At 59.4% G+C, this 24,261-nt stretch carries 22 protein-coding genes; 12 read left to right on the top strand and 10 right to left on the bottom strand.

Going from position 1 to position 24,261, the window contains the following annotated elements; translation table 11 throughout:
- Positions 1-42: 42 nt before the first annotated feature.
- From G0Q00_RS12150 to G0Q00_RS12205, 12 genes are all read left to right on the top strand, one after another.
- Positions 43-303 carry a hypothetical protein gene (locus G0Q00_RS12150; RefSeq protein WP_163039664.1) on the top strand — a complete coding sequence of 87 codons (261 nt, stop codon included), beginning with the start codon at positions 43-45 and terminating at the stop codon, positions 301-303.
- A gap of 3 nt (positions 304-306) precedes the next feature.
- Positions 307-2,319 carry a dynamin family protein gene (locus tag G0Q00_RS12155; protein WP_163039666.1) on the top strand — a complete coding sequence of 671 codons (2,013 nt, stop codon included), beginning with the start codon at positions 307-309 and terminating at the stop codon, positions 2,317-2,319.
- A gap of 4 nt (positions 2,320-2,323) precedes the next feature.
- The gene (locus G0Q00_RS12160) at positions 2,324-3,982 is read left to right on the top strand and encodes a dynamin family protein (RefSeq protein WP_163039667.1); all 1,659 of its coding nucleotides are present in this window, start codon (positions 2,324-2,326) and stop codon (positions 3,980-3,982) included.
- A gap of 23 nt (positions 3,983-4,005) precedes the next feature.
- A complete protein-coding gene (locus G0Q00_RS12165) occupies positions 4,006-4,413 on the top strand; it encodes a hypothetical protein (RefSeq protein ID WP_163039669.1) in 408 nt (135 codons plus the stop codon).
- A 6-nt stretch (positions 4,414-4,419) separates the two neighbouring features.
- A complete protein-coding gene (locus tag G0Q00_RS12170; RefSeq protein WP_163039671.1) occupies positions 4,420-5,334 on the top strand; it encodes a hypothetical protein in 915 nt (304 codons plus the stop codon).
- 77 nt (positions 5,335-5,411) lie between these two features.
- Positions 5,412-7,448: a dynamin family protein gene (locus G0Q00_RS12175; protein WP_163039673.1), complete on the top strand. Its 2,037-nt coding sequence runs from the start codon at positions 5,412-5,414 to the stop codon at positions 7,446-7,448.
- Positions 7,445-8,761: a dynamin family protein gene (locus G0Q00_RS12180; RefSeq protein WP_163039675.1), complete on the top strand. Its 1,317-nt coding sequence runs from the start codon at positions 7,445-7,447 to the stop codon at positions 8,759-8,761. Before G0Q00_RS12175 ends, G0Q00_RS12180 begins: the two co-directional genes overlap by 4 nt.
- A gap of 337 nt (positions 8,762-9,098) precedes the next feature.
- Complete coding sequence (locus tag G0Q00_RS12185) at positions 9,099-11,123, top strand: protein kinase (RefSeq protein ID WP_163039677.1); 2,025 nt, start codon at positions 9,099-9,101, stop codon at positions 11,121-11,123.
- Positions 11,124-11,320: 197 nt separating this feature from the next.
- The gene (locus tag G0Q00_RS12190) at positions 11,321-12,241 is read left to right on the top strand and encodes an FHA domain-containing protein (RefSeq protein ID WP_163039678.1); all 921 of its coding nucleotides are present in this window, start codon (positions 11,321-11,323) and stop codon (positions 12,239-12,241) included.
- A gap of 2 nt (positions 12,242-12,243) precedes the next feature.
- Complete coding sequence (locus tag G0Q00_RS12195) at positions 12,244-13,029, top strand: PP2C family serine/threonine-protein phosphatase (RefSeq protein WP_163039680.1); 786 nt, start codon at positions 12,244-12,246, stop codon at positions 13,027-13,029.
- A gap of 33 nt (positions 13,030-13,062) precedes the next feature.
- Positions 13,063-14,325 carry a transporter substrate-binding domain-containing protein gene (locus tag G0Q00_RS12200; RefSeq protein WP_163039682.1) on the top strand — a complete coding sequence of 421 codons (1,263 nt, stop codon included), beginning with the start codon at positions 13,063-13,065 and terminating at the stop codon, positions 14,323-14,325.
- 39 nt (positions 14,326-14,364) lie between these two features.
- Positions 14,365-15,465, top strand: coding sequence for a transporter substrate-binding domain-containing protein (locus G0Q00_RS12205; protein ID WP_163039684.1), 1,101 nt, complete (start codon positions 14,365-14,367; stop codon positions 15,463-15,465).
- A gap of 103 nt (positions 15,466-15,568) precedes the next feature.
- Here the strand turns inward: G0Q00_RS12205 and G0Q00_RS12210 are convergent, their stop codons facing one another.
- From G0Q00_RS12210 to fahA, 10 genes are all read right to left on the bottom strand, one after another.
- Positions 15,569-15,973, bottom strand: a complete 405-nt coding sequence (locus G0Q00_RS12210) for a CBS domain-containing protein (protein WP_163039686.1) — start codon at positions 15,971-15,973, stop codon at positions 15,569-15,571.
- Complete coding sequence (locus G0Q00_RS12215) at positions 15,973-16,326, bottom strand: P-II family nitrogen regulator (protein ID WP_163039688.1); 354 nt, start codon at positions 16,324-16,326, stop codon at positions 15,973-15,975. Before G0Q00_RS12215 ends, G0Q00_RS12210 begins: the two co-directional genes overlap by 1 nt.
- Positions 16,316-17,113 carry a DUF1538 domain-containing protein gene (locus G0Q00_RS12220; RefSeq protein WP_163039690.1) on the bottom strand — a complete coding sequence of 266 codons (798 nt, stop codon included), beginning with the start codon at positions 17,111-17,113 and terminating at the stop codon, positions 16,316-16,318. The genes G0Q00_RS12215 and G0Q00_RS12220 overlap by 11 nt, the downstream gene beginning before the upstream one ends.
- Positions 17,110-17,850, bottom strand: coding sequence for a DUF1538 domain-containing protein (locus tag G0Q00_RS12225; RefSeq protein WP_163039692.1), 741 nt, complete (start codon positions 17,848-17,850; stop codon positions 17,110-17,112). The genes G0Q00_RS12220 and G0Q00_RS12225 overlap by 4 nt, the downstream gene beginning before the upstream one ends.
- A gap of 156 nt (positions 17,851-18,006) precedes the next feature.
- On the bottom strand, positions 18,007-19,446 hold the full coding sequence (locus tag G0Q00_RS12230; protein WP_163039694.1) for an aldehyde dehydrogenase family protein: 1,440 nt from the start codon (positions 19,444-19,446) through the stop codon (positions 18,007-18,009).
- A 176-nt stretch (positions 19,447-19,622) separates the two neighbouring features.
- Positions 19,623-19,811, bottom strand: a complete 189-nt coding sequence (locus tag G0Q00_RS12235) for a DUF2783 domain-containing protein (RefSeq protein ID WP_133485070.1) — start codon at positions 19,809-19,811, stop codon at positions 19,623-19,625.
- Between the two features lie 5 nt (positions 19,812-19,816).
- A complete protein-coding gene (locus tag G0Q00_RS12240; RefSeq protein WP_163039696.1) occupies positions 19,817-21,439 on the bottom strand; it encodes an FAD-dependent oxidoreductase in 1,623 nt (540 codons plus the stop codon).
- 67 nt (positions 21,440-21,506) lie between these two features.
- Positions 21,507-22,457: an MBL fold metallo-hydrolase gene (locus tag G0Q00_RS12245; RefSeq protein ID WP_163039698.1), complete on the bottom strand. Its 951-nt coding sequence runs from the start codon at positions 22,455-22,457 to the stop codon at positions 21,507-21,509.
- 4 nt (positions 22,458-22,461) lie between these two features.
- On the bottom strand, positions 22,462-22,989 hold the full coding sequence (locus tag G0Q00_RS12250; RefSeq protein ID WP_163039700.1) for a dihydrofolate reductase family protein: 528 nt from the start codon (positions 22,987-22,989) through the stop codon (positions 22,462-22,464).
- A gap of 12 nt (positions 22,990-23,001) precedes the next feature.
- A complete protein-coding gene (fahA, locus tag G0Q00_RS12255; RefSeq protein WP_163039702.1) occupies positions 23,002-24,261 on the bottom strand; it encodes a fumarylacetoacetase in 1,260 nt (419 codons plus the stop codon).

Below are 24,261 nucleotides of genomic sequence, written 5' to 3' on the forward strand. Positions count from 1 at the left end.
ACAACCAAGCGAGGAGACCACTACTTGCTCGCCAATCCCAAAATGGCACTTCCTGCCAACAAAGCGGATGGCTTTCCGAAGGGCGAACAGGTCGCCAAACTGGAAAGCGGCGAGCGCTTTCAGACCATTCAAGTCTTTGCGGACATTCCGGACGGCCCCGTCCGCCAGAATCTGCCAGAAATGCAGCTGGTTCTGGATGTCATCAATCTGGTCGAGCTGATCGACACACCATCAGCTTTACCCGCTGGACAACTGCAAACGGAATATGGTCTGAGGAACGTCTTGAACGGTACCGAGGGTTAAGCCATGGCGCGAAACATACATCTACTGGCAACAGGTAACGAAGCTCTGGACCCGCTGAACGATGCGTTTGGCGGGTTGAACGCGACTATTGACCAGCTCACAGCGATCGCAGACGCACGCAGTTCGGCCCGACTGGCCAAGCTGAAGTCGCGGATGGATGAATTCACCGCCAACGTGACCTTTGTGGGTCAGGTGAAGGCGGGCAAGTCGTCGCTTGTGAACATCATGGCGGGACGCCCGGGCCTGTTGCCGTCGGACGTCAACCCGTGGACCTCGGTGGCGACCACCTTGCATGTGAACACCCGGACGCCGGGTGACACCAAGGCCAAGTTCACCTTCTTCGATCACGATGAATGGCAGAACCTGACCGCCGGCGGTGGACGTCTGGGCGAGCTGGCCCACCGTGCTGGTGCCGATGACGAAATGGACGACATTCGGAAGCAGGTTGAAGATATGAAGGCCCGCTCGGAAGAGCGGTTGGGCAAGCATTTCGACCTGATCATGGGTCAAAGCCACTCGTATGACTATTTCGACGACGATCTGGTGCAGCGCTATGTCTGCATGGGCGACGAAGATGACCCGGATATCAGCGCCGATAGCGGACGCTTCGCGGATGTGACCAAAACAGCCGAGCTGTATCTGGACATCCCGCAATACCCGATGGCGATCAACCTGAGCGACACGCCGGGTGTGAACGATACATTCATGGTCCGCGAACAGATCACCCTGCGCAGCCTGCGCGGGTCCGAGGTCTGTGTGGTTGTGATGGCGGCAAGTCAGGCACTGACCACAATGGATCTGGCGCTGATGCGCATGATCTCGCAGTTTGAGAACCGTCAGATCATCCTGTTCATCAACCGCATCGACGAACTGCATGACCCGGTGCGCGAAGTACCGGAGATCCGCGACCGCGTGAATGGAATGCTGAAGCAAAGCAGCATCAACGCCGATGCGGGCGTCATCTTTGGCAGCGCCCTCTGGGCCGAAGCCGCCCTGACCGGAAACTCAGAGCTTCTGACGGACCACGCAGCATCGTCTTTGAACAAGCTTTATTCCGCTGCCGGGTTCGACGGCGAAAGCATGTCGCTCGACCATATCTGGGCGCTATCAGGTCTTCCGGATCTGCTTCTGTCGATCAACGAACGGATCGCCGAAGGTGCAGGCGCACGTCTGTGCAACAAGGTACGCAACCGCGCCCGCAACATGGCCAGCCAGATCCGCGCCACCTCGGTCGCGAAGACGCTGACCGACACCGGCACGATGGTCTATGATCTGGACGGTAAGACGCCCGAAGACGCCATCCGCACCGTCGCGAATGACTATGAACACCGCGTGGCCGAACTGACAAACACTCTGCGGGACAAGGTGATGCAGCGACTGGCCCGCACGGAAGAGAACTTCATCAAACGTGCCACCGAGTCGTTGCTTGAGCATCTAGAGCAGAACGGCGAAGATGGTACATGGCAATACGACCCTGCCGGCTTCCGCGCGCTTCAGAAATCCGCCTATTTCAATTTCGCCCGCGCAATGCGCAAAGACGTGGGCGCGCTCTATACCTCGGCGGCGCATGACATCGAAACCGTGTACCGCAACATGCTAGGGCAACATCTGGGCGAGTTCTCGATTGAACCACCGATCGTGCCCAACGTGCCGCCCCCCCTTGCCATTGGACGCACCATCGCGCTGGACCTGCAAAGCACATGGTGGCGCCGCTGGTGGCAGCGTCGTCGGGGCGTGGCCTCGTATGCCGCTGATTACACTCGACTGGTTGCATCCGAAGCCAGTTCGATCACCAAGGACATCGAAGAAAACCAGATCGCGGCAGTGCTTGAGAACGTTCGCGCCGCGCTGGCAGAATTCATGGTAGAGCAGCAGGAAACACTTCTGGGAATTTCGCAGTCGGCTCAGGCGCAAATGGACGAGGAAGCCTTGAAAGCAGCTGGCCTTAAAACCGCGAAGTCTCCGGATGAACTTTTGGGAGATATCCTGAAGGATCTTGGCACCGAGGCGGCCTGATAAAATGAAAGATCACATTCCCCCACGCATTGTCACAGCAGAGCAATGGAAACGTCTAAAGCGCTGGTCGCACCGTAAACCGGTTTTCGCCTTGATGGGCGAATTCAGCGCCGGCAAGTCGACGCTTCTGAACTTTCTTCTGAAGAAGGAAACGCTGCCCACCCAAGTCACGGCGACGCAATTGCCACCGATTTGGTTCTCGTGGGGTAACAAGCCTTCCTATGTGCAAAACCTGGACGGCAGCCGCGAACCGATCGAGCTTGAGAAAATCGGCGAAGTCGGCGTACAGGGCGCGCATTTTGTGCGTGTTTATCTGGAAGCTGACATTCTGGAAGCGGTGGACCTGATCGACACGCCCGGCATCTCGGACCCGAAGATCTCGTCCAATGTTTGGCAACGCGCCGTGGGTCAGGCCAATGGCGTTTTGTGGTGCACCCACTCGACGCAAGCCTGGCGCGAGACCGAACGCGCGACGTGGGCCTCGCTGCCCAAACGTCTGCGCCAGAATTCGCTTCTGCTGGTAACGCGTGCCGATGCGCTGAACGAAACGGATCAGGCCAAGGTGCTGCGCCGCATCAACCGCGAAGCAGGCGACATGTTCCGCCGTACGATCATGATTTCCGCCCGCGATGCCATCATTGCACGTGAGAACGAAGAGCATGCAGATCTTTGGGCTGGAAGCGGAGGCGGCAAGCTGGTGGACAACTTCCTGACCATCACCGCCGACATCATGGCCGCACGCGCTGAAATGCTGGCGCGCTACGAGAAAGACGGCACCAGCGAAGAGGTGGATACCAACGCACTGCAGTTGGGTGGGGAAACCTCTACCCGCGTTTGGAGCCCGCCGGTCATGTCCATCGCGGATGAGGTCGATCCTATTCCGATGGAAGGCAATGCCGACAATGTTGTGCGGATCCGCCCTGCCCGTCCACGCCGCGAAACGCAGGGAAGTGATACCTCCGAGACCCGACAGCGCATTGATGCGGACGAAGCGGACAAACTGCGCGCGCAAGTGCAGGCCGACGCCCAAGAAGACCAGGACATGCAAGAGCTGAAATCCGTCTTTCATGTCGAGGAAAGCTTGGACGAGGATGCGATTGCAGAAGACGCCCTGCCCGAGCCCTTAACTCTGGTGAACGATGTCTCTGAACTGCAAGAGAACATCGCCGACGAGACCTCGACTGAATGGGGCGAGGCCGAAGTCGCCAAGACCGAGGACGAGGACGAGGACGAGCCGCTCGACGCCCAAGATGATATGGCGATTGATGAAATCGAAGAGCCCGCTCAGGACACGGAAGAGGATGATTCCGAACGGCTAATTGCGTCGATCACCGATTTGGTTTCCGACCGGGGGCAGGACTATGAAGATCAGGCAGAAGATGCCGACGTGGCTGTCACCTCCGAGACGATCGCCTTGGCCCCGAGCCAGCCTGTCTTCAGCATTCCGGAGTCGCAACCGCTAAGCGCGCTTGATGCCTGGGCCGAACACATGTCATCCCTTGGGGATATCGACGACCCGGCTGCGTTGCATGAGGAATTCGAGCGCTTCCTGAAGCTATTCGACGACCGCGCCCGCGATCACCATGCGCAGCAGTCTGAAGGTACCCTACAATCTCTTAGCGACACGGCATCCGACAGCGATACTGTCTGGCACGTGCTATAAATCAGATGATACATACAAACACTTTGGCTGACGCGACTTTGTCTTTGGACGACGCGCTTTCAGCCAGCATGCGAACCGTACCGAACTGCGTCGCGGCGGGGTATGTCGACATGCAAACCGGGTTTCTTCTGGGCGTTCAAGGGCGCGATGATGACAGCATCGCCGCGCTGGAAGCGATATCGACCTCGATCGCCAACCTGATTCTGGGGCGCGGCGTGCGCGCCGTTGAAGAGCTTTTGTCCGGTGACGACACCCAAGGCGCAGGCTTTGGCGAGATCGCAATCTGTTCAGGCAAGCGCCTGTACCTGCTGCTTAGACGCCCGGATCAGCCCGATCACCTGATTTGTTATGTCTCGGATGACAGCGCAAATGTTGGGCTGGCTCTGGCCAAATCTGCGGCGAACATGAAACTGATCTCGGCTGCGGTGTAGACAGAGATGACTGTGATCCAATCAGATATCCTTGACCGGCTTGAACGCATCGTGGACGACGCGAAACCCCGGCGCGGCGAAAGCATTGCGCTGACCCACAGCACGGCCGAGGCCCGCAGCCAGGCCGCACTTGATGCTGTGCGGACGACATTCCTGCCACGCGTCATTCAGATCACCAATGATCAGGAGGACGCGGTCAGCCTGACGGTCAGCAACGGACGTGTCGCCAACCTGACCGAGGCCGTGATGGACGGAGTACACGCCACCCCGCCCAAGACCACCGCCCAGAATGTGGCCCAGATCCTCAGCATGGTGTGCTCTGGCTCTGGCGCAAAGATACGCAGCAGACCGCCCGAGGATGGCGAAGACGTCGTGGCGACCGGCCTGAAGATGTCCGACATCGACGCCGCCATCAGCGCGCTTGAACCCATGAGCCCGCCGCCCGCACCGTCCGCACCCTCGGGCCCGGAAGCCGTCGAGCCCGAGATCCAGACCGACATTCCCGTCGCCAAGGTCGTCGCGCCAGTCCCGACACCGGAACCAAACGCAGAGCCGCAGGCAGACGACGAGATTGGCAACGGCATCGCCGCGCGGTTCTATGAGAACGCAACGCGGGTCAGCGATCAGCGGATCCTGATCCGTCACGCAGACTCCACCGTTGCCGGTCCGGACGGGGTTCTGTCGCAAAATTTGGACTCCGTACAACAGCTGATGGATGACCTGTCGGCCTGGGACGCTGACAGTAACGAAGAAGATTGGGGGCCGCAGCTGATTATTCTGCGGTCGCAGGGGCAGGATATGCCCAGTTTGACCATTTGTCGCGACACGGAAGCAACAACAATGGCCGCCCACCACACGCGTAGGTTGGGTTCGGTCATGCAGTTGTGGAAATCATTGACGTCGCACGAAAATTTTAGCTGAATACTATGAAACGCCCGCTTCTCACGTTGGGATTTGGGTCAGCGATTTGCTTTGAATAACGAGTTGGAAGTCAAATTATGGATGAGGTACGCCGACAGGAATTAGTTCGGATCGCCGAGCAGATGTCGCAAACGGCAAGCGATGAAGCGAAGCCGTTCATTTCGCGCATCCTGGCGGACCTGAAATCGTTGAAACCGGGCGTCGCGTTTGTCGGCCAAATCAAGGCTGGAAAGTCGCGCCTGATCAACGGCTTCACAGGGCAGGCGAACTTCTTGCCTTCCGATGTGAACCCGTGGACCACGGTCGTAACCGACATGCATTTCGGGCACCCCTCGGGCCGCACAAATGGTGGGATCTTCCATTTCTTCGACAACGCACAATGGCAGGCGCTTTTGTCCGAAGGGGACGAGATCCGCGACCTGCTGCCGGATGGCGAAGACGGTTATAAACGGCAGATCATCGAAGAGCAGATCGAGGCGATGAAAGCCCGCGCCAAGGCCCGGCTTGGAGCTCGCTATGAAGACCTGCTGGGCACGTCCCATGATCTGGAGGGCCTGACACAAGGAGATCTAGCCCGTTACGTCAGCGCAGGTGCCGATCCCGAAGACGAACCCGCGCAGATGGACAGTGACACCGCACCCTATTACAGCGATCTGACCCGCAAGGCCGAAGTCTTCTTTGAACAGGGCCATTTCGCGTTCCCCCTGACGGTAACAGACACGCCGGGCATCAATGATCCGCTGCTGATCCGGGAAGAAATCTCGCATCAATATCTGCGCAATTCCGACTTTTTCGTCGTGGTTCTGTCCGCGCATCAGGCGCTGTCGCAGGCGGATCTGAAGCTGTTCCGCCTGATGCAGGCGCTTGAGCTGGGGCAGATGGTGGTTTTCGTGAACCGGGTGGACGAGCTGAACCGGGGCGTCGAGGATGCCGCCAGTGTGCACGCGGACGTGCATGCCGGGCTTGAGCGCGCGCTGGACAGCAGCCGCATGACGGTGATCATGGGCAGCGCGCAGTGGGCGCATTATGCGCTGACCGGGGACTTAACCGGCATCGACCACGACCAGATTTTGGCGTGGCTGAAAGCCCATCCGCAGAAAATGCAGCGTTTCCTTGAGGGCGTTGAACAACTGAAACAAACCAAGCGGGACGGCGCCGCCGAAAGCGCGTTGCGCTTGGCCGCCATGATTGCCTCGGGCCTGCCTGACCTGCGCAGCCACGTGATGCGCGAAATGTCGATCGGCCCCCGCAGCGAACGCATTCACATCGCGGCGCAGCATCTGCGCAACTTCGCCAATAGCGAGCTGGAGCGCCGCCGCGTGCACCTGAAGATCGTCGATGACGATACCGCGGACGCCCATTTCGCCCAGGCCGAGGACCAAATCCGCACGCAGCTAAGCCAGATGGTGATAAATACCAAGGATAGCCTTACCAGTGGAGCCCAGCATGACATGGTCGCGCTGCGGCAAGAGCTTGATGACATCGTCCGGTCCATGGTCTCGACCGTGGTGCAGGGCGAGGACGGGGTGTCACCGCTGCTGTCCACCGGCGGCGCAACCGAGCTGAACTTCAGCGACCTGCGCCAGATCATGCGCGATCGGCTGCTAGATGCAGCGCATGCCCAGCGTCAGAAAATGCTGAACGAGCTGTTCGCACTGGACATGCGGTCTAACGCCGCGCTTGCGGATGGCGACGCAGAGGATACGGACGCCCCGCTGAATGTGGATGCCAGCGCGCTTAGGTGGTATCGCCCGGATACCAGCATCCTAACCCGCGGCATCACGGTCGAGCTGCGCGTTTCGTGGCTGGCGCGCCTGCTAAAGCAGCAATCCGTCGTGACCCGCGCGGAACAAGTGATCACGCACGAGTTCCAATCCATCGCCACTGATCTTGTGAATCAGTTCCACTCCGATCTGGCAAGCCGTCTGAAGACGGTTATCGAGCATCATCTGGCTGTGCTTGCGACCCGATTTGAAGAGCTGGACAAGACCCAGTCCGCGTCGCGACCGGATGCACACGCAGCGTTGGAAAACGCCAGGAGGCTTGCAAATGAGTTGGAAGAGTTGTTCGAAGAGGGTATCGAACCTGTAGAGCAACTCGAGGCGGTAACGTGATCAACTTTCCAGAAACAGATTCGGTTCTTGGGCAACTGAAAGCGTTTCTTTCGAAAACCGAGGCCGCGCCACGCTCGGCCCCGCTGGATGGCATGCGCACGCTGGCGCGGGGTCATATCGACCAACTGACCAGCGCCGTGACCATCGGTTTCGCGGGCGAGTTCGGGGCGGGCAAATCCAGTCTGGCCAATATGCTGGCGGGCACCGACATCCTGCCCACGGGCCCACAGCACCTGAAGCTGCCCTTGGTGATCGTGAAATACGCCGCCAAGCCCGAGACCACGGTGGGGTGGTGGGACATGGCCCCTGAAACCTTCGCCGGGGTCGATCTGGAAAAAGCGGCCGAATACGCGCCCGACTTCATCTCGATCGGGTTGCCGTCTGACGCCCTTCAGGAACTTGTACTGTTCGACCTTCCCGGCTCGGGCGCTTTGGATGAAAGCTATAAGCAGACACTGGAGCTTCTGAAATTCGTCGATTGCGCGATCTGGTGCACCAACGGCACGAACGCTTGGCGCGAAACCGAGCGGTTCTTATGGTCGCATGTCACCAAGGACCTTCAGGACAACAGCTTGCTTGCCGTGACCCACACGGACCTTCCGGTGGTGCAAGAGTCTCTACCGCAACTGGTGCCGCATCTGGAACGCGACAGCGAAGGCATGTTTCAGGCCGTTGTGCCCATCGGCACGCCCGTCGCCGTGCAAGCGATGGCGCAAGAGCCGGAACCGGATTTCGAGCTGTGGTCCGAATGTGGCGGAGAGGACCTGGCGCAGCAGGTGCTTGGTCTGGCGGCGACCCGCAAAACACGGGATCTTGAGAGGGCCAAGAGCGACCTTGAAACGAAGCTGACCCCGGCGCTGGCGGCTTTGGGTGTGGCAGAAGAGCCCGCCAAAACCGATCTGAAGGAAGCGGCGGCGGCTGTTGCTGCTGCGGCAGCAGCGGCGGCAGAGAACGCGGCGGCTGAACCCGAACCGGAACCTGAAGACTCTGATCTGGAAAACCCCCTGCTGGACAACTGGAAAGCCGCCTTGCGCGCCTTGCTGACTGACCTGCGCGACACCCCGGACCTCGAGATCACGGACCTGCTACAGCGCTGCCAAGAACTGGTCGACGATTTCATCGAACAGCTTGAACCCGGCCGCAGCATTGATTCCTCTGCCGAGTGGGTCGTGGGCGAGTTCGAGAACGCCTCGGATTTACTGACGTTGATGCAGTTCGAAGACACGCCGCACGCAACCGAGACGGTCTTGAACATCATGACTCAGCTCAGCGACAACCTGTCTTGGGCAGGAACGCAGGCCAAGGACGCATAAACGCCGTTTTCGACAGGTTATCCACAGAATCGCGTCAACTTCAGGCAGAATCACCTGATACTTCGCGCTATAGAAGACCCAAGGAACAGCTCGATTTTTGACAGATTCCACGACCGTCCCTAAGTCAGCAGCTGGTCTATCTTCTTTGATTCAGCAACAAAGGGGTTACATCGCCTGTTTTGTCGCCCCGAGTCATAGCGAAGCCATGTGGCTGCCACAGTTTGGTCTAAATTCCTAAGTCTAACTTCGATGGCATCGCTGGTTGAATTTACCTTGATAAATTGACCCAACGGTTGGGAAATCTCTCTGCCAGGAAACGAGACGCAGGTAAGACTACATGAGCCATAATCGGGCATCGGGACAGACAGCAGACAGTCCCCAGATCGCAGCGTTGCAGCCAGGTGAAAAACTGCTGCGCGATCAGTACGAGATCCTTCGTTTCCTGAACAACGGTGGTTTTGGCATCACCTATCTGGCCCGCGACAGTCTGGACCGGAATGTCGTCATCAAAGAATGTTTCCCGGGTGCATTGTGTCGCCGCGTTGGCAGCAATGTCGAAGCATCTGACCCCGCCTATGAAGAAGATCTAAGATCGATCATTGGGCTGTTCATTCAGGAAGCCCGAAATCACGCACGTCTGGTGCATCCAAACATCGTGAACGTGCATCAGGTCTTCGAAGACAACCAGACCGCCTATATCGCGATGGACCTGATCAACGGCGGCGATCTGCTTGATTACGTTCAAGATAAACGCAACGCAGTGACCCCGAACTTCATCGTGCAAGTCACGGAAAAGATGCTGTCGGCAGTGTCGTTCATCCACGACAACGGGATGCTGCATCGCGATATTTCGCCCGACAACATCCTGATCGACGAAGACGGCCAGCCGGTTCTGATCGACTTTGGTGCAGCGCGGGAACGGGCTGCAAATCGCTCGGCGGCGCTGTTGACGCTGCGGGTGATCAAGGACGGATATTCTCCGCACGAATTTTACGCGCGCGGCGCCGATCAGGACGCGACCAGCGACCTGTATGTCCTGGCCGCCACGCTGTATCACGCCATCAGCGGTGAACGCCCGATCGACGGGAAGTCGCGTCTGGACGCATTCAACGCGGGCGAAGAAGACCCGTATGTCCCGCTGGCTGGCCGCTTCGACGGCTATCCAGACGGATTCCTCGAAGCCTTGGACAAGGCGATGGAAGTACACATCGTGAATCGTCCGCAATCTGCACTGGAATGGCTGCGCATGTTCCGCGGCCCGACCGTTGTATTCGAGGAATTCGGCTATCGCCCCAGCTCGGTGATCGTGGCGCTGGAACGCCCGGAAGAGCGCAAAGCGGACTCGGAAAATGCCGAAGCGATCGTCACCGCGCTTCTGTCCAGCAATGATGACGTGGCAACGACCGCGCAGTCGGAAGGGCTGACGCGGGCACAACCCAAAAGCGACCCGTCGGTCACGGTGGTCAAAAGCAGCTCGGGCGGAGGCGGCAAGGCCATTGCTGGCGTGATCGCTCTGGTCGTGCTTGGTGCCGGTGGATACTTTGCCTTCAGCGGATCGGACGGATCCGAGGGCTCGGAACCAGTCGCGGTGGCGGCTGTGACCCCGGCACCGGTCGCACCTGTGCCCACCCCAGAACCGGAAGCCGAACCCGTGGTTGATGCGACGCCTGCTCCTGCAGCTGAACCCGCTGAAGCTCCCGCCCCAACAGAACCTGAGGTAGTCCCGGCACCTGCCCCTGTCGCGGCCGAGGATCTGCTGCCGAAGCAGATCGCTTTTGGACACTGGGACGTTGAAATTCCCTTCGCCACCAGCACGCGCCGCCTGTCCACAGGCAGCGCTGTCGCGATCACCGGCACAGACCCCAAACGGGACATGTCGATCATTGGCGACTGGGTCGCCCGCGGGGCCGTGATCTATACGATCAATGGCGAACCTGTCACCGACAGCGCCAGCTTTGTGACCCGCATTCTTGACGATGTAACCGTTGATCCCGACGGCTATATTCGCGTCGCCGCCCGGTATCGTGCGAACAGCAATGCGCGCCCCCTGAATGGCTTGTTGGCTCTGCCTGCAATCCGCTTCTTTGGTCTTGAGAACGGCGTAACATTGACGGCACACAACGCGGATAACGGCAACTGGGCTGTAAGCGTCACCCGCTTGCCCGCAGATTATAAAGACGGTCTGCGCGTCGGCGATATTCTGCTGTCTGAAAACACCACCGGCCAGCAGATCAACGCCATCGAAAGCCTTGATCGTATTCTTGAAACCCTCGTCGCCGATGGCGTGTCCCAAGCACGCCTGACCGCCTTGCGCAACGGCGCCGAGGTTCAGGTCACCATGCAACTTGCAGGGAGCTCCTGACACAAGCCAATACACTGACTGCCAGATTGTGTTCTCTGCGAGCCTAAGTGACTCGGGCGGATGTTGGACCCGCCGCAGAAATTAGCAAGTAACCGAGTATCCACATCAAATTCTGTCAGGGTGTTCTGCCCGACTGGAATGATACGTCATGGACCAAGCCCCCCGTCTTGGCGAAGAGAGTGAAAGGTGAAGTTGCCATGTTCAAATACAAAAGCCCCCTGAGCCGGCTGCTCGAAGGTAGCGCTAAACACGCGAATAAGGACGATTCCCACGAGGATGATCGCGATGAAGCCGCGGAAGAGCCGATTGCGGATCTGAACGCCCTTCGACAAGTTCTGGCCGGTGGCAATCAGACCGCTGAAGCCGAGACCGAAGAACCTGCGGAAGAGCTGGTTGCCGAAGACGTTCAGATCGACGAAATCCGCGTCGAAGACATCGCGCCGCTTGAGGTCGAAGAGACCCCGGTGGTCGAGGAAGGCATCTTGTCCGAGGACGACGCCGCAGATACGATCGTAAGCACGATCCTGGCCGAAGATCTGCCCGGACGGACGCCTGACATCGAACTGACAGAAACGCTGGAAGTTGCCGAAGTTCCGCAGGTTGATGAGCCGGTCGACACCGCGCCAGAACCTGTCGAGGCTGCAGCCCCTGCCCCAGCTGCCGACCGCAGCGAACGCGTAAAGACCACCTTCCTAGGCTTCGAACGTCCAGACGCACATGTTCAGGACAGCATGGAAGCTGCTCCGGTATCAAAGCAGGTGGTCGAGCAGAACTCGTTCCCTGTCGGCTGGCTGGTCGTCACTCAAGGCCCGGGTCGCGGCACCAGCTTCACGCTGGTCGCAGGTTTGGCGCAGATCGGTCGCAATGACGACCAGGCAGTTCAGCTGGACTTTGGCGACAACGGCATTTCGCGCGCTGGACACGCGGTCGTGGCATACAACGTCGAAGATCGGACCTGCTATCTGGGTCACGGCGGCAAGGCCAATTTGGTGCGCCTGAATGGCGGCCCGGTTCTTAGCACTGTTCCCCTGTCGAACGGCGACATGATCCGCATCAGCGACACCACCTTGCGGTTTGTTGCGTTCTGCGATGACGTCTTCGACTGGCAGGACAGCTAAACATGTTGGCCAACCCGGCATATGATATCGCCCTAGTGGCTGATCAGGGCAAACGGGATACCCAAGAAGACGCAATTGCTGCGCGTTTCTTCGATGCCCTTGATACAGGATATGTCGTCGTCGCTGACGGCATGGGCGGTCATGATGCTGGGGACGTTGCCTCGGGTCTTGTGAAAACCACGTGGCAGTCCGAGCTGGACGGCCTTTTGGAAAACGGTGGGTGCGATGATGATCAGGTCTCGGAAAACCTGACCCAAATCGCGCTGCGCACCAACGACGCCGTTGCAACCTATCTGGAAGAGAACGGATCCGAAATTCGGATGGGTTCAACCCTTTTGGGTGTGCTGTTGCGCGGCAAGCATCTGAACTGGGTCTCGGTCGGGGATTCACCGCTGTATCTGTGCCGCAACGGCTTCATGATGCAGATCAACGAGGACCACTCGATGGCCCCGATGATCGATGCGCAGATCTCGGATGGCACCCTGTCCGAGGAAGAGGCCCGCACCCATCCCGACCGCAATCAGCTGACCTCGGTCATCATGGGTGCGCCGGTGCCCAAGCTGGACTGCCCGGACGCGCCGGTCGAACTGGCAAAGGGGGATGTGATTTTGGCGGCCAGCGATGGCCTTCAATATCTGGATGATGAACAGATCCAGACCCTTGCCAGCTCCTACAAGGATCACCCCGCCCGCGATCTTGCCGTTGCTCTTGTTCAGGCGCTGCGGGCCAAGGCCCACCCTGATCAGGACAACGTCACGATTGCCGTGATCAAACCCCTGAATATTTGAAACGACGCTTCTAACTGAGGACCCAAAAGAAATATGAGAAACCTCTTCTTCGCATCCGGTCTGGCCCTGACTGCAATCACCGGTACCGCCTTCGCTCAAGAGGCTTGTTCGAATTATGTGGTCGAACGCGGCGACAGCCTGCGCCAGATTTCATTGCGTGTATTCGGCAGTACGGATTTCCGCCCGATTTATAACGCGAACAAGGATGCCATCGGGAAAGACCCCAACATCATTCGTTTGGGCATGACCCTGAAGATCCCCTGCCCGACGGCACGCGAAGCGGCACACGCCGCGACCGTCACCGAGGCAGAGAAAATGGCGCGCGAGATGTCAGCCGAGCTGATTGCTGATGCCGAAGCCCGCGCAGCAGCCGCCATTGCCGAGGCCGAGGCCCGTGTTGCGAATGCCGAAGCGGAAGCACTGAAGGCCAGCGAAGAAGCCGTCGCTGCAGCAAAAGCAGAAGCGACAGCCGCCATCGAAGCCGCCCGCGCGGAAGGTGCAGCGTTGATCCGCAAGGCTGGAACGCAAGATGCGTCGCCCGTCGATGAACGTCAGATCCTGCTGATTACCGGTGGCAACTATGCCCCCTTCACCGACGAAGCCCTGCCCAATCGCGGCCTATATACCAAGCTGGTGGAAACCGCGTTTCTGCGCGCCGCACCCGAGCAGGCTTACAAAATTCAGTTCGTGAACGACTGGAGCTCGCATCTGGATCTGTTGATGCCAACGCTTGCGTTTGACGGCACCTTCCCGTGGTCTCGCCCCCATTGCGAAGAAGCCGACGCTCTGTCGGAAAGCGACCGCACCCGCTGCGAGACCTATAACTTCTCGAACCCCTTCTACGAAGTGGTCGATACCTATTTCGCACGGAACGGGTCGGGTTATGAAACTGCCATGAGCCACGCAGACTTTGCGGGCGCCACGATTTGCCGCCCGGAAGGCTGGTCGTTGACCCATATGGACGCGGTCGGCTTGTATGAACCCGCGATCACTCTGTTCCGTCCCATCGAACCCGACGCCTGTTTCGACGCCGTTGCCAACGGCACCGTCGATATCGTCGCGATCGAAGCGCACCTCGCCGTCGAGGCCATCAGCCGCCTTGGCTATCAGGACGAGATTATCGAGAACCCCAACCTAGCGGCAATCAAGGGTCTGAATGTCATGACCCACGTGGATAACCCTGACGGGGAAGCTGTTCTTGAGATCCTGAACCGCGGTCTGGACATCATGCAGCAATCTGGAGAATGGCGGGACATCGTGTCCACCGCTCTGCGTCATCAAATGGAAAATAGCTAAGGCCGTTTCAGGCCGATAAGAATACCTGGAGGATAGGAAATGTTTAAACAAACTGCGAAAAAGCTCGCAATCGCGACAACCGCCACCGTCGCCTTGTCGGCTGGCGTGGCAAGCGCTCAGCAGGCCTGTACCAACTATACCGTAGCTGACGGTGACACGCTGGCGACGATTGCGATCACAGCGTATGGCACCTCGAACTACCAGCAGATCTTCAACGCCAACCGCAATATCGTAAGTAACCCCAACGACCTGGAACAGGGTCTGGTGCTGGTCCTGCCCTGTGAGGATGGCAGCTTGCCCGACGGTCGTTCGGCTCAGGAAGTGATTGCCGCGGAAGAAAGCCGTTTCGAAGCTACCCGTCGTTCGAACGCCTATGAACCTCCGATCCGTCTGGTGACGGGCAACGGCTGGGCACCTTTCACCGATGAATCGCTGAATGGCGGCGGTTTCATGACCCGTATCGCAACCACCAGCCTTCACCGTGCTGGCAACTCGCGCGATTACTCGGTCAGCTTTGTGGATGACTGGGGCGCACACCTCAGCACGCTGCTGCCGCTTGGCGCGTTCGACGTATCCATTGCATGGACCATGCCCGACTGTACCAACCGCTCGTATGAATGGTCGGACGAGACCACCACGCGCTGCACGCAATTCTACGCGACTGTCCCCGTCTATGACACCGTGCGTGGCTTCTACACCCTGCCGGAAAGCTCGTACGTGACCGCGACCACCTTTGCGGAATTCGAAGGTGCCACCATCTGCCGTATGGACGGCTGGAGCATGATCGACCTTGAGGAACAAGGTCTGAACGTAGACAACGTGACTGTTATTCGCCCCAAGACCGCGCGCGAATGTCTGGATGCTGTTCTGAATGGCACCGCCGACGCAGCATCGTTCGAAGTTCAGCTTGCTGCAGACACCATGAGCGAAATGGGTCTGACCCAGAACGATCTGGTCGAGAACCCCTTTGTATCGACCCTGTCGTCGCTGGCCTTCCTGGTACACCGCACCAACCCGTTTGGCCGCCAGTACGTCGCCATGATGAACAAAGGCCTGAACGAGATGCGTGAGTCGGGTGAATGGTACGCCATCATCTCGGACACCCTGCGCGAGCATAACGACCGCATGAACGCGAACTAAGCCACACCGCTTAGTCTAAAAATGCGAATGGCCGGCAAATATGCCGGCCATTTTCGTTTAAAAGGTGCTCCTGATCCTTCCGGCGCGCTGTCAGGTAAAAGCCCTATTCCTTGGGCTCAGCAGCATAGCTCAGTACCATATCGCGCAGCGTGACCAGCCCGCAGGCTTTGCCATGTTCAATCACCAAAGCGCGGCGGTGATCCAGACGCGACAGAAGCCGTACCGCGTATTTCACAGCCATATGATCCGAGACGGTCAGGGCGGGCTTGTCCATCACCTCGTAGACATTGGTGCGATCCAGCGACTTGTTCAGCGCAATCGCCCGTTCAGCGATCATGTCGATCGAGACGATGGCGTATTCATCATCCTCGTGCCGCCGTTCGATCACCAGCGCGGTGACGCCCTTGGCCTCCATCTCGTTCACGGCTTCGCGCACAGTTGCCAGACCAGAGATCATATAGATCGTGCCCTGCATCACATCGCGGACCTTCTTCTTGTTCTCGTCCATCACAAGTCCTCCTTGCTGATTTCCTCCTGGATCGAGGCGATCTGGCCCGACAGGCCAATGGCGTCCTCGATATCCAGTTGGAAGGCGACCCCGGTTCCGGGATCTTCGTCAAATCGACAGGCCGCACCGATGCTTTCAAGGATCAGTCGGCTGTGGTGTTCTTCGACCATAAACAGGATCACGTCGCGCTGCCCGGCGACGGTCAGGCCAAAGAAGCTCTTGGTCGGGTGGAGCCCCTCGCCCCGCGCCGAGGTGATGACGGTACACCCGGTTGCGCCCTTCTCGCGGGCCGCTTCGATGGCGGTGTCCGTCAGTTCATCCTGTGTCATCACTATGATCAGTTTAAACTTCATGGTTCTCTCCTTGGCTGTCCTGATCGGCCTTGCGGCGCGACAACCAGTTGCTGATTTGGGCATAGCCCATCACGGTAATCATGGGAAATAGGCTGGCCAAGGCAATCAGGCCGAACCCGTCCAGAAGGGGACTGCGCCCCGGCACGGTGCTGGCAAGGCCCAACCCAAGGGCCGCCACCAAAGGCACCGTCACGGTCGAGGTCGTCACCCCGCCGCTGTCATAGGCCAGCGGAATGATCATGCGCGGGGCCATGAGGGTCTGGATCACGACGATCACATAGCCCACGATCATGTATTGATAGAGCGGCGTGCCCGTCACGATGCGGAAGGTCCCCACCGCAAGGCTGATCGCCACCCCGAACGCCACGGCGATGCGCAATCCATTGGCCTTCACCGCACCACCCGATGCTTCCTGCGCTTTCAGGGCGACGGCAATCAAGGACGGCTCGGCGATGGTGGTCGCAAAGCCGATGGCGAAGGCGAAGATATAGACCCAGTAGTAATCCAGCCACGCGACTGCGGCGCCGGGCTCGATACCTAAAAAGGCCGGGTCAGTCAGCTGTGCGGCCATCTCGCGCCCCAGCGGGAACAGAGCAAGCTCCAGCCCTGACAGGAACAGCGCGAGACCCAAGAGCACATAGAACATACCCATCGCCACTTTCTTGGGATGGGGAATGGGTTTGCGCAGGATCACGAGCTGGAACAGCAAAAGCACCGCCGCGATGGGCAGCACATCGCGCACTACGCTAAGGAAGGTCCACAAAAGGTCCGTCAGGATCGTGATCATGTCGCCACCACCAATCCGAACAGCAGCACGAAGATGATCGGCATCAGCGAGGCAAAGGCGATCAACCCGAACCCGTCGATCATAGGGTTACGCCCTTTAATGACGGATGCCAAACCGACGCCCAGCGCCGTAACAAGCGGCACCGTAATGGTCGAGGTCGTGACGCCCCCGCTGTCATAAGCAATCCCCACGATCTCGCGCGGGGCGATGGGGGTCAGGGCCACAACGCAGATATATCCCCCGATGATTAACCACTGGATCGGCCAGCCCATCAGGATGCGGAAGACGCCCAAGACCAGAGATGCGCCAACAGACGCGGCCACAGTATAGCGCAGGGCGGTGGCCATGAAGCTCAGTTCGGCTTCGCTTTGTCCAATCACGCCGGCCTCGGACATGACGGTCGCGGCCTCGGCCCCGACGGCAATCAGGGCGGGCTCGGCAACGGTGGTCCCGAAGCCAAGGCTGAAGGCAAAGAGGACCAGCAAGGGAAGCGAGCCACGCAGGGCCAGCGCATTCGCCAGCGCCTCGCCCAGCGGGAACAGCGCCATGTCGAGGCCACGGATGAACACGGTCAGACCCAGCAGGACAAACAAAAAGCCCAGCGCAAACTGTCCAATGTTGTCAATCGGTTGCTGCAGAACGACAAGCTGAAAGAAACCCACGATCAAAAGGATCGGGGCAAGGTCGCGGGCGGTCCCGCCCAAATAGCCGAACAGCTTTCCAAGCGTATCGGTCATATGCCCCTTCCTGTGTCGCGCGTTGGGTTATGCATTCATACCAATGATGTAACAGCCACATGGCGACAGCGCGAGCTATGATTGAAATCAAACCGGTTAGGCAAAAAAACACCCCCGGACGGGCCGGGGGTGCGTGTGTTCCGTCTGTAGTGTGTATCAGTCGTTCGACCAGCCCGACACGGCTTTGACTTCCAGGAAGTCCTCGATCCCCATAATGCCGCCCTCGCGTCCGTTGCCGGACTGCTTGTAGCCACCGAAAGGCGAGCCTGCGGCGCGCGAGGTGCCGTTCATCTCGACCATGCCCGAGCGCATCTGGCGGGCCACGCGATTGGCGCGGGCGCCGTCCTGCGTCTGGATATAGTTGGTCAGGCCATAGACGGTGTCATTGGCGATCTCGACGGCTTCTTCTTCGGTGTCAAACTTCATGATCGACAGAACCGGGCCGAAGATTTCCTCGCGACCGATGGTCATGTCATTGGTCACGTCGGCAAAGACGGTCGGTTTCACGAAGTAACCTTTGTTCAGACCGTCCGGACGCCCAGTGCCACCCGCCACAAGGCGTGCGCCTTCGTCGATACCCGTTTGGATCAGATCCTGGATCTTGTTCCACTGAAGTTCGTTCACAACGGGACCAATGTGGCGGCCTTCTTCCGATGCGGGGCCAACTTGAACTTTGCCCGCGACCTCGGCAGCTTCTTCCACCACACGATCATAGATCGAGCTTTGAACCAGCATACGCGACGGCGCGTTACAACTTTGACCAGTGTTCTGCATCATGTGCAGCACGCCGCGTTTCACGGCTTTCTCGTCCGCGTCTTCAAACAGGATGTTGGCGCCCTTGCCGCCAAGTTCCAGCGCCACGCGCTTGATCGAGTCAGCAGCCGCTTTCGAAATCGCGATGCCTGCACGGGTCGAGCCGGTGAAGCTGACCATGTCCACGTCAGGATGCGAGGTCAGCTGGCTGCCGACGCCCATACCGTCGCCATTCACCATGTTGTAGACGCCAGCGGGGGTGCCGGCCTCGTCCATGATCTCGGACCAGACGATCGAAGACAGCGGCGCGACCTCGGACGGTTTCAGAACCATGGTGCAGCCCGCAGCGGCCGCAGCCACAACCTTCAGCGTCACTTGGTTCATCGGCCAGTTCCACGGCGTGATCAGCGCGGTCACACCGATGGGTTCATAGAGCAGACGGTCGTTCGGGGCACGCTCGCTCAGCATCTTGTCGAATTCGAAATCCTTGAAGGCACGGATGAAGTTTTGGATGTGCCAGCTGCCCGCGCCCACCTGCGAGCTGCGCGACAGATCAATCGGCGCGCCCATCTCAAGGCTCATGGCTTGCGCCAGATCTTCAGAACGGCGGTTGTAGATCTCGAGGATGCTTTCGATCAATTCCAGGCGTTCGGCCTTGGACGAAAAACCCCAAGTCTTGAAGGCTTCCTTGGCGGCGGCCACGGCGGCATCCGTATCCGCCTGATCACCAAGCGAGATGACCGCGCAGACCTCTTCGGTCGAAGGGTCAATCACATTGCAATCGTTGGCGGCGGCTGGGGCGACCCATTTGCCGTTGATGTAAAAGTCGCGTTTCTCGATCATATTCCTGACTCCTTGGACGGGTTTGCGGGCACTGTGGCACCAAGGCGCTGGTAGCGCAACCCGCGGAATCATAATTTGATCAAATTATCGACGGAAATCAAGTTCGTTCTAAAAGAAAGGGCCCGCGCAGGTCTGCACGGGCCCCCTTTTTTCGTCCGAAGACGATGCTTTCTGCCTTACTTTTCGGCAGCTTTCAGCGCTTGGCTCAGCACCTCGCGGTCGCCTACGTGGTTGGCCAGAACCAACACAAGGCGTGCGTTCAGCGCATCGCTGTCTTCTTTCGACAGACCTTCATGCGCGGCGATAAGCTCGGCATAGAAATCGTCCACACCGTCGATGTTCGGGGTCAGGATCAGATCAGTCATGGGGCTTACTCCTTACCGATGGCGCGACGGATCGCGGCGCGGATCTGGTTTTCATCATAGCTGGGGCGACGGGCCGCGACGTGCTGGTCCGGACGGATCAGATAAACGGCTTTGTCGTTGTCACCCAAGTAACGCTCGCGCAGGGCGCCGGTCTTGTCGTCAGCGGTCGACAGGGCCAGACGCTCGACCTTGATGCCGGCTTCCTCGATCATGTCGGGAGCGTCGGCGTCGATGGTCAGCAGGATGAACTTGTCGCCCAGCTTGTTCAGTAGGAAGTCATCACCCATCGGTGCATCTGGGCAGACCGAACCGGGACGCGAACGGGCGGGGCCGTCCAGCGCATCGGCCGAGTTCAGCGGCGAGCCATCATAGGTGCAGGGCACCGACAGACGGCCCGAATTCACCATCGGGCGTGCAAACTCGTGCTTTTCCGACAGGTCCAGCACGGCGTCTCGCAGCAGGCGGCTCATTTCCGATTTCGGGGTGATGAAGTCGGTCGAGCGGGTCGAGTTCAGGATGTTCTCGTCCGCGCCGTGGATCCGTTCATAGTTATAGGTATCCAGCAGGCTGTCCGGTGCTTCACCGCGCATGACCATGCCCAGTTTCCAACCCAGATTGTCCACGTCCTGCATGCCCGAGTTCGCACCACGTGCACCGAAGGGCGATACTTGGTGCGCGGCGTCACCGGCAAAGAACACGCGGCCATGGCGGAAGCTGTCCATGCGTTTGCACTGGAAGGTGTAGATCGAGGACCAGACCATGTCGTACTGCACGTTTTCGCCAAGGAAGGCGTCCAGACGACGGCGGATGTTTTCCTCTTTCATCTCTTCTTTGCGGTCGACATCCCAGCCGATCTGGAAGTCCACGCGCCAGACATCATCGGGCTGCTTGTGCAGAAGCGTCGACGCGCCGCCACCGTGGGTCGGTTCAAACCAGAACCAACGCTCGGTCGGGAAATCGTCGTTCTTCATCTTGATGTCGGCGATCAGGAAGCTGTCTTGGAAAACCTTCCCGGTGAAGTCCAGATCCAGCATCGTGCGCAGCGGAGACGCGGCACCATCACAGCCAATCAGCCATTCCGCCTCCAGCGTATAGGGGCCGTCCGGCGTCATGATCTCAAGCGTGACATAGTCGTCATGCACATCGACGTTGTCGATGCGATTCTTGCCGCGAATTTCGATCGGCGCGCCGTCTTTCTGCAGCTCTTCAAAGCGGTCCAGCTGGAAGCTTTCATAGTAAGGCTGCTGCATGTTGATGAAGGCCGGGTATTCGTGGCCTTCTTCCGGCAGAAGGTTGAACTCAAAGACCTGATCGTCCTTGTTGAACACCTTGCCGATGTTCCACACGACGCCTTTGTCGACCATCGGCTTGCCGCAGCCATAGCGGCCTGCAACTTCAAGACAGCGCTTGGCGAAACAAATCGCGCGCGAGCCCATGCCGACGCCTTCGTGGTCGTCCAGCACCAGCGTTGGAATACCTTGGCGACCAAGGTCCAGCGCGGTCGCGATGCCGATGGGTCCTCCTCCCATCACCACGACCGGATGGCGCACGGGCGACGCCGCATCCTGATCGGCAGATTTCTTATAGGGATAGCGCTTGTAGGCAAGCGTGTATCTATCGTCGAACATCGGGTTCTCCTCCGGCTGCGCGCGTTTCGGGTTGGGGTCCGACCCTCATGGCCGAACCCCGAAGGTCTTAGCCCTGCAGGGCGGCCCACATGTCCAGATCGCGCTGTGCGGTCCAGATGCGGGGGGTATCGATGCCGCGGGCCTCGTCATAGGCGCGGGCGACGTTGAAGGGCAGGCAGTGCTCGTAGATCGCGTAGTCTGCGAACTTCGGATCGCACTCGGCGCGCACGGCGTCCCATGCTTCTTTCAGCGAGCCACCGCGTGCAGCCACTTTGGCGGCTGGAGCGTAGGTGCTGTAGACGAAGTCACGGGTGCTTTCGATGGCACGCTCGACGGCCTCTTTGCCGATCAGCGCACCACCACGGCCCGGTGCAATGGCATCCACGTCGAAGGACGCGATGTTGTCCAGCGTGTCACCCCAATCCGAGAAGTGACCGTCGCCGCAATAGCAGGCCGAGTGATCTTCAACGATGTCGCCGGTGAACATGACGTTCTGATCCGGCACGTGAATCACGATATCGCCCGAGGTGTGGGCGCGGCCCAGATGCATCAGGTCGATGCGGCGGTTGCCCAGATAAACGGTCATATCGTCCGAGAAGGTGGTGGTCGGGTAGGTCAGGCCGGGGATCGACTCGTGGCCTTCGAACAGGCGCGGGAAGCGCTGGAATTCGCTGTCCCAGTCTTCCTGACCGCGTTCCACGACCATTGCACGGGCTTGGTCGCCCATGATGATCTGATCCGCACCATAGGCCGACGCACCCAGCACGCGCACGGCGTGATAGTGGGTCAGAACCACGTGGCTGATCGGCTTGTCGGTCACCGAGCGCACGCACTCGATCACTTTGTTGGCCAGACGCGGGGTGGCCTGCGCCTCGACGATCATGACGCTGTCGTCGCCAATGATCACACCAGAGTTCGGGTCGCCTTCGGCGGTGAAGGCATACAGCCCGTCACCGATCTGGTCGAAGGTGATTTTCTTTTCGGTCATGTCGCCTTGCGACGCGAATGCCTTTGCCATGGTTTCAGTCCTTGATGAGATAATCGATTTGAAGCATGCCGCCGCCATGGGTCTGGCTGGCGACATACGTGAGGTTGTGTTGTTGCCCGTCCGTGAACAGCTTCCGGCCACCGCCAAGGATGGTCGGCATCACGAAGACACGCAGTGCGTCGAACATGCCTGCGTCAAGCGCGGCGCGCTGGGTTGCGCCTCCGCCCATGATCCAGACTTTCTTGTGCCCTGCCTTTTCAATGGCGGCCTTCAGGGTTTGGATGTCGCCCGCAACGGTGACATGATCCGCAGCATAACCCTCCTGGTGGGTCAGCACATAGCTGGCGCGGTCCTCGTACGGCCAGCCCCAGCCAAGTACCTGCTGGTGCGTTTCACGTCCGGTGATCAGCGCGTCCACCTCTGAAATGAACGCACCATATCCGCCGTCGCCCCCATCGGCCACGACCGCCTCGTTGAACGGATCAAGCCATGCCACGCCACCGTCCGGGGTGGCGATGTAGCCATCAAGGCTCATGGCGATATATCCAACGTATTCGGTCATGCGCGGGGTACCTTACTTGGGCCAGCTGACGGCAGGCAGGATCTGTCCGACACAATCGCCAAAGCCGATCTGGAAGCCGTCGCCCTTAGCGGCCCCACGCAGGGTCAGGGTGTCACCGTCCTCGATGAAGGTACGGGTTTCGCCGGTGTCGAGCGTGAAGGGCTCGCGGCCCGCCCAGCTCATCTCCATCAGCGAACCGTATTCGGTCTTGGTCGGACCCGAGATCGTGCCCGATCCCAGCAGATCACCCACATTCATCGCACAGCCACCAATTGCGTGGTGGCACAGCTGTTCGGCGGCCGAGTAGTACATGCGGGTGTAGTTGGTTTCGCCAACAACCGATGCCTTATCGGCGCCCTCGGGTTGCATCAGCACCTGAAGGTCGATGTTGAACAGGCCGTCTTTCGACCCGTCGAGGTAGGGCAGCAGCTCTTTCTCGCGTTCCGGCGTGGGGGCGCGGAACTCTTCCAGAGCGGCAGAAGTCACGATCCACGGGCTGATCGAGGTGCCGAACGCCTTACCCTGGAACGGGCCAAGCGGCTGGTATTCCCAACCTTGGATGTCGCGCGCGGACCAGTCGTTCAGCAGCACGTAGCCAAAGATCATGTCGTCGGCTTCATCCACGGTGATCGGCTGACCGAATTCGGAGGATTTGCCAACGATGGCCCCCATCTCCAGCTCGATATCCAGACGCATCGAGGGGCCAAAGCTGGGCATCTCGGCGTCGGGCGCTTTGCGTTGACCGTTCGGGCGGTGGATCGGGGTGCCCGAGATCACAACGGACGATGCGCGACCGTTATAACCAATCGGAATGTGCAGCCAGTTGGCGGGCAGATCAGGCGAGCCACGCAGGATCGCGCCCATGTTCGCCGCGTGCTGACGACCGGCGTAGAAGTCGGTGTATTCCGACACAAGGAACGGCATGTGCAGTTCGGCATCGGCTTGGGCGACCAGCAGGGGCGCTACGGCGTCCTGTTCGGTCGAACCTTCGGCCAGCAGCTGTTCCAGACGGGCGCGCAGGGCGGCCCATGCGTCTGATCCCAGTTCCATCAGCTCGTTCCAGAAGGGCACGTCGAATACGGGTTCATCGCTGATCTCGATCAGACCAGCCTCTTCAGCGGCTTGCATATCAAGGATCATGTCCCCGATGGCCACGCCACAGCGCGGCTCGCTGTCAGCGGTCGAGAACACGCCATACGGCAGGTTGTTCAGGGGAAAGGGGGATTCGGCAGAGTTCGCGCTGTCCACCCATGACTTTTTCAATTGGCTCAT

This window comes from Aliiroseovarius sp. PrR006 (genome assembly GCF_010500215.1).
Classification (GTDB): domain Bacteria; phylum Pseudomonadota; class Alphaproteobacteria; order Rhodobacterales; family Rhodobacteraceae; genus Aliiroseovarius.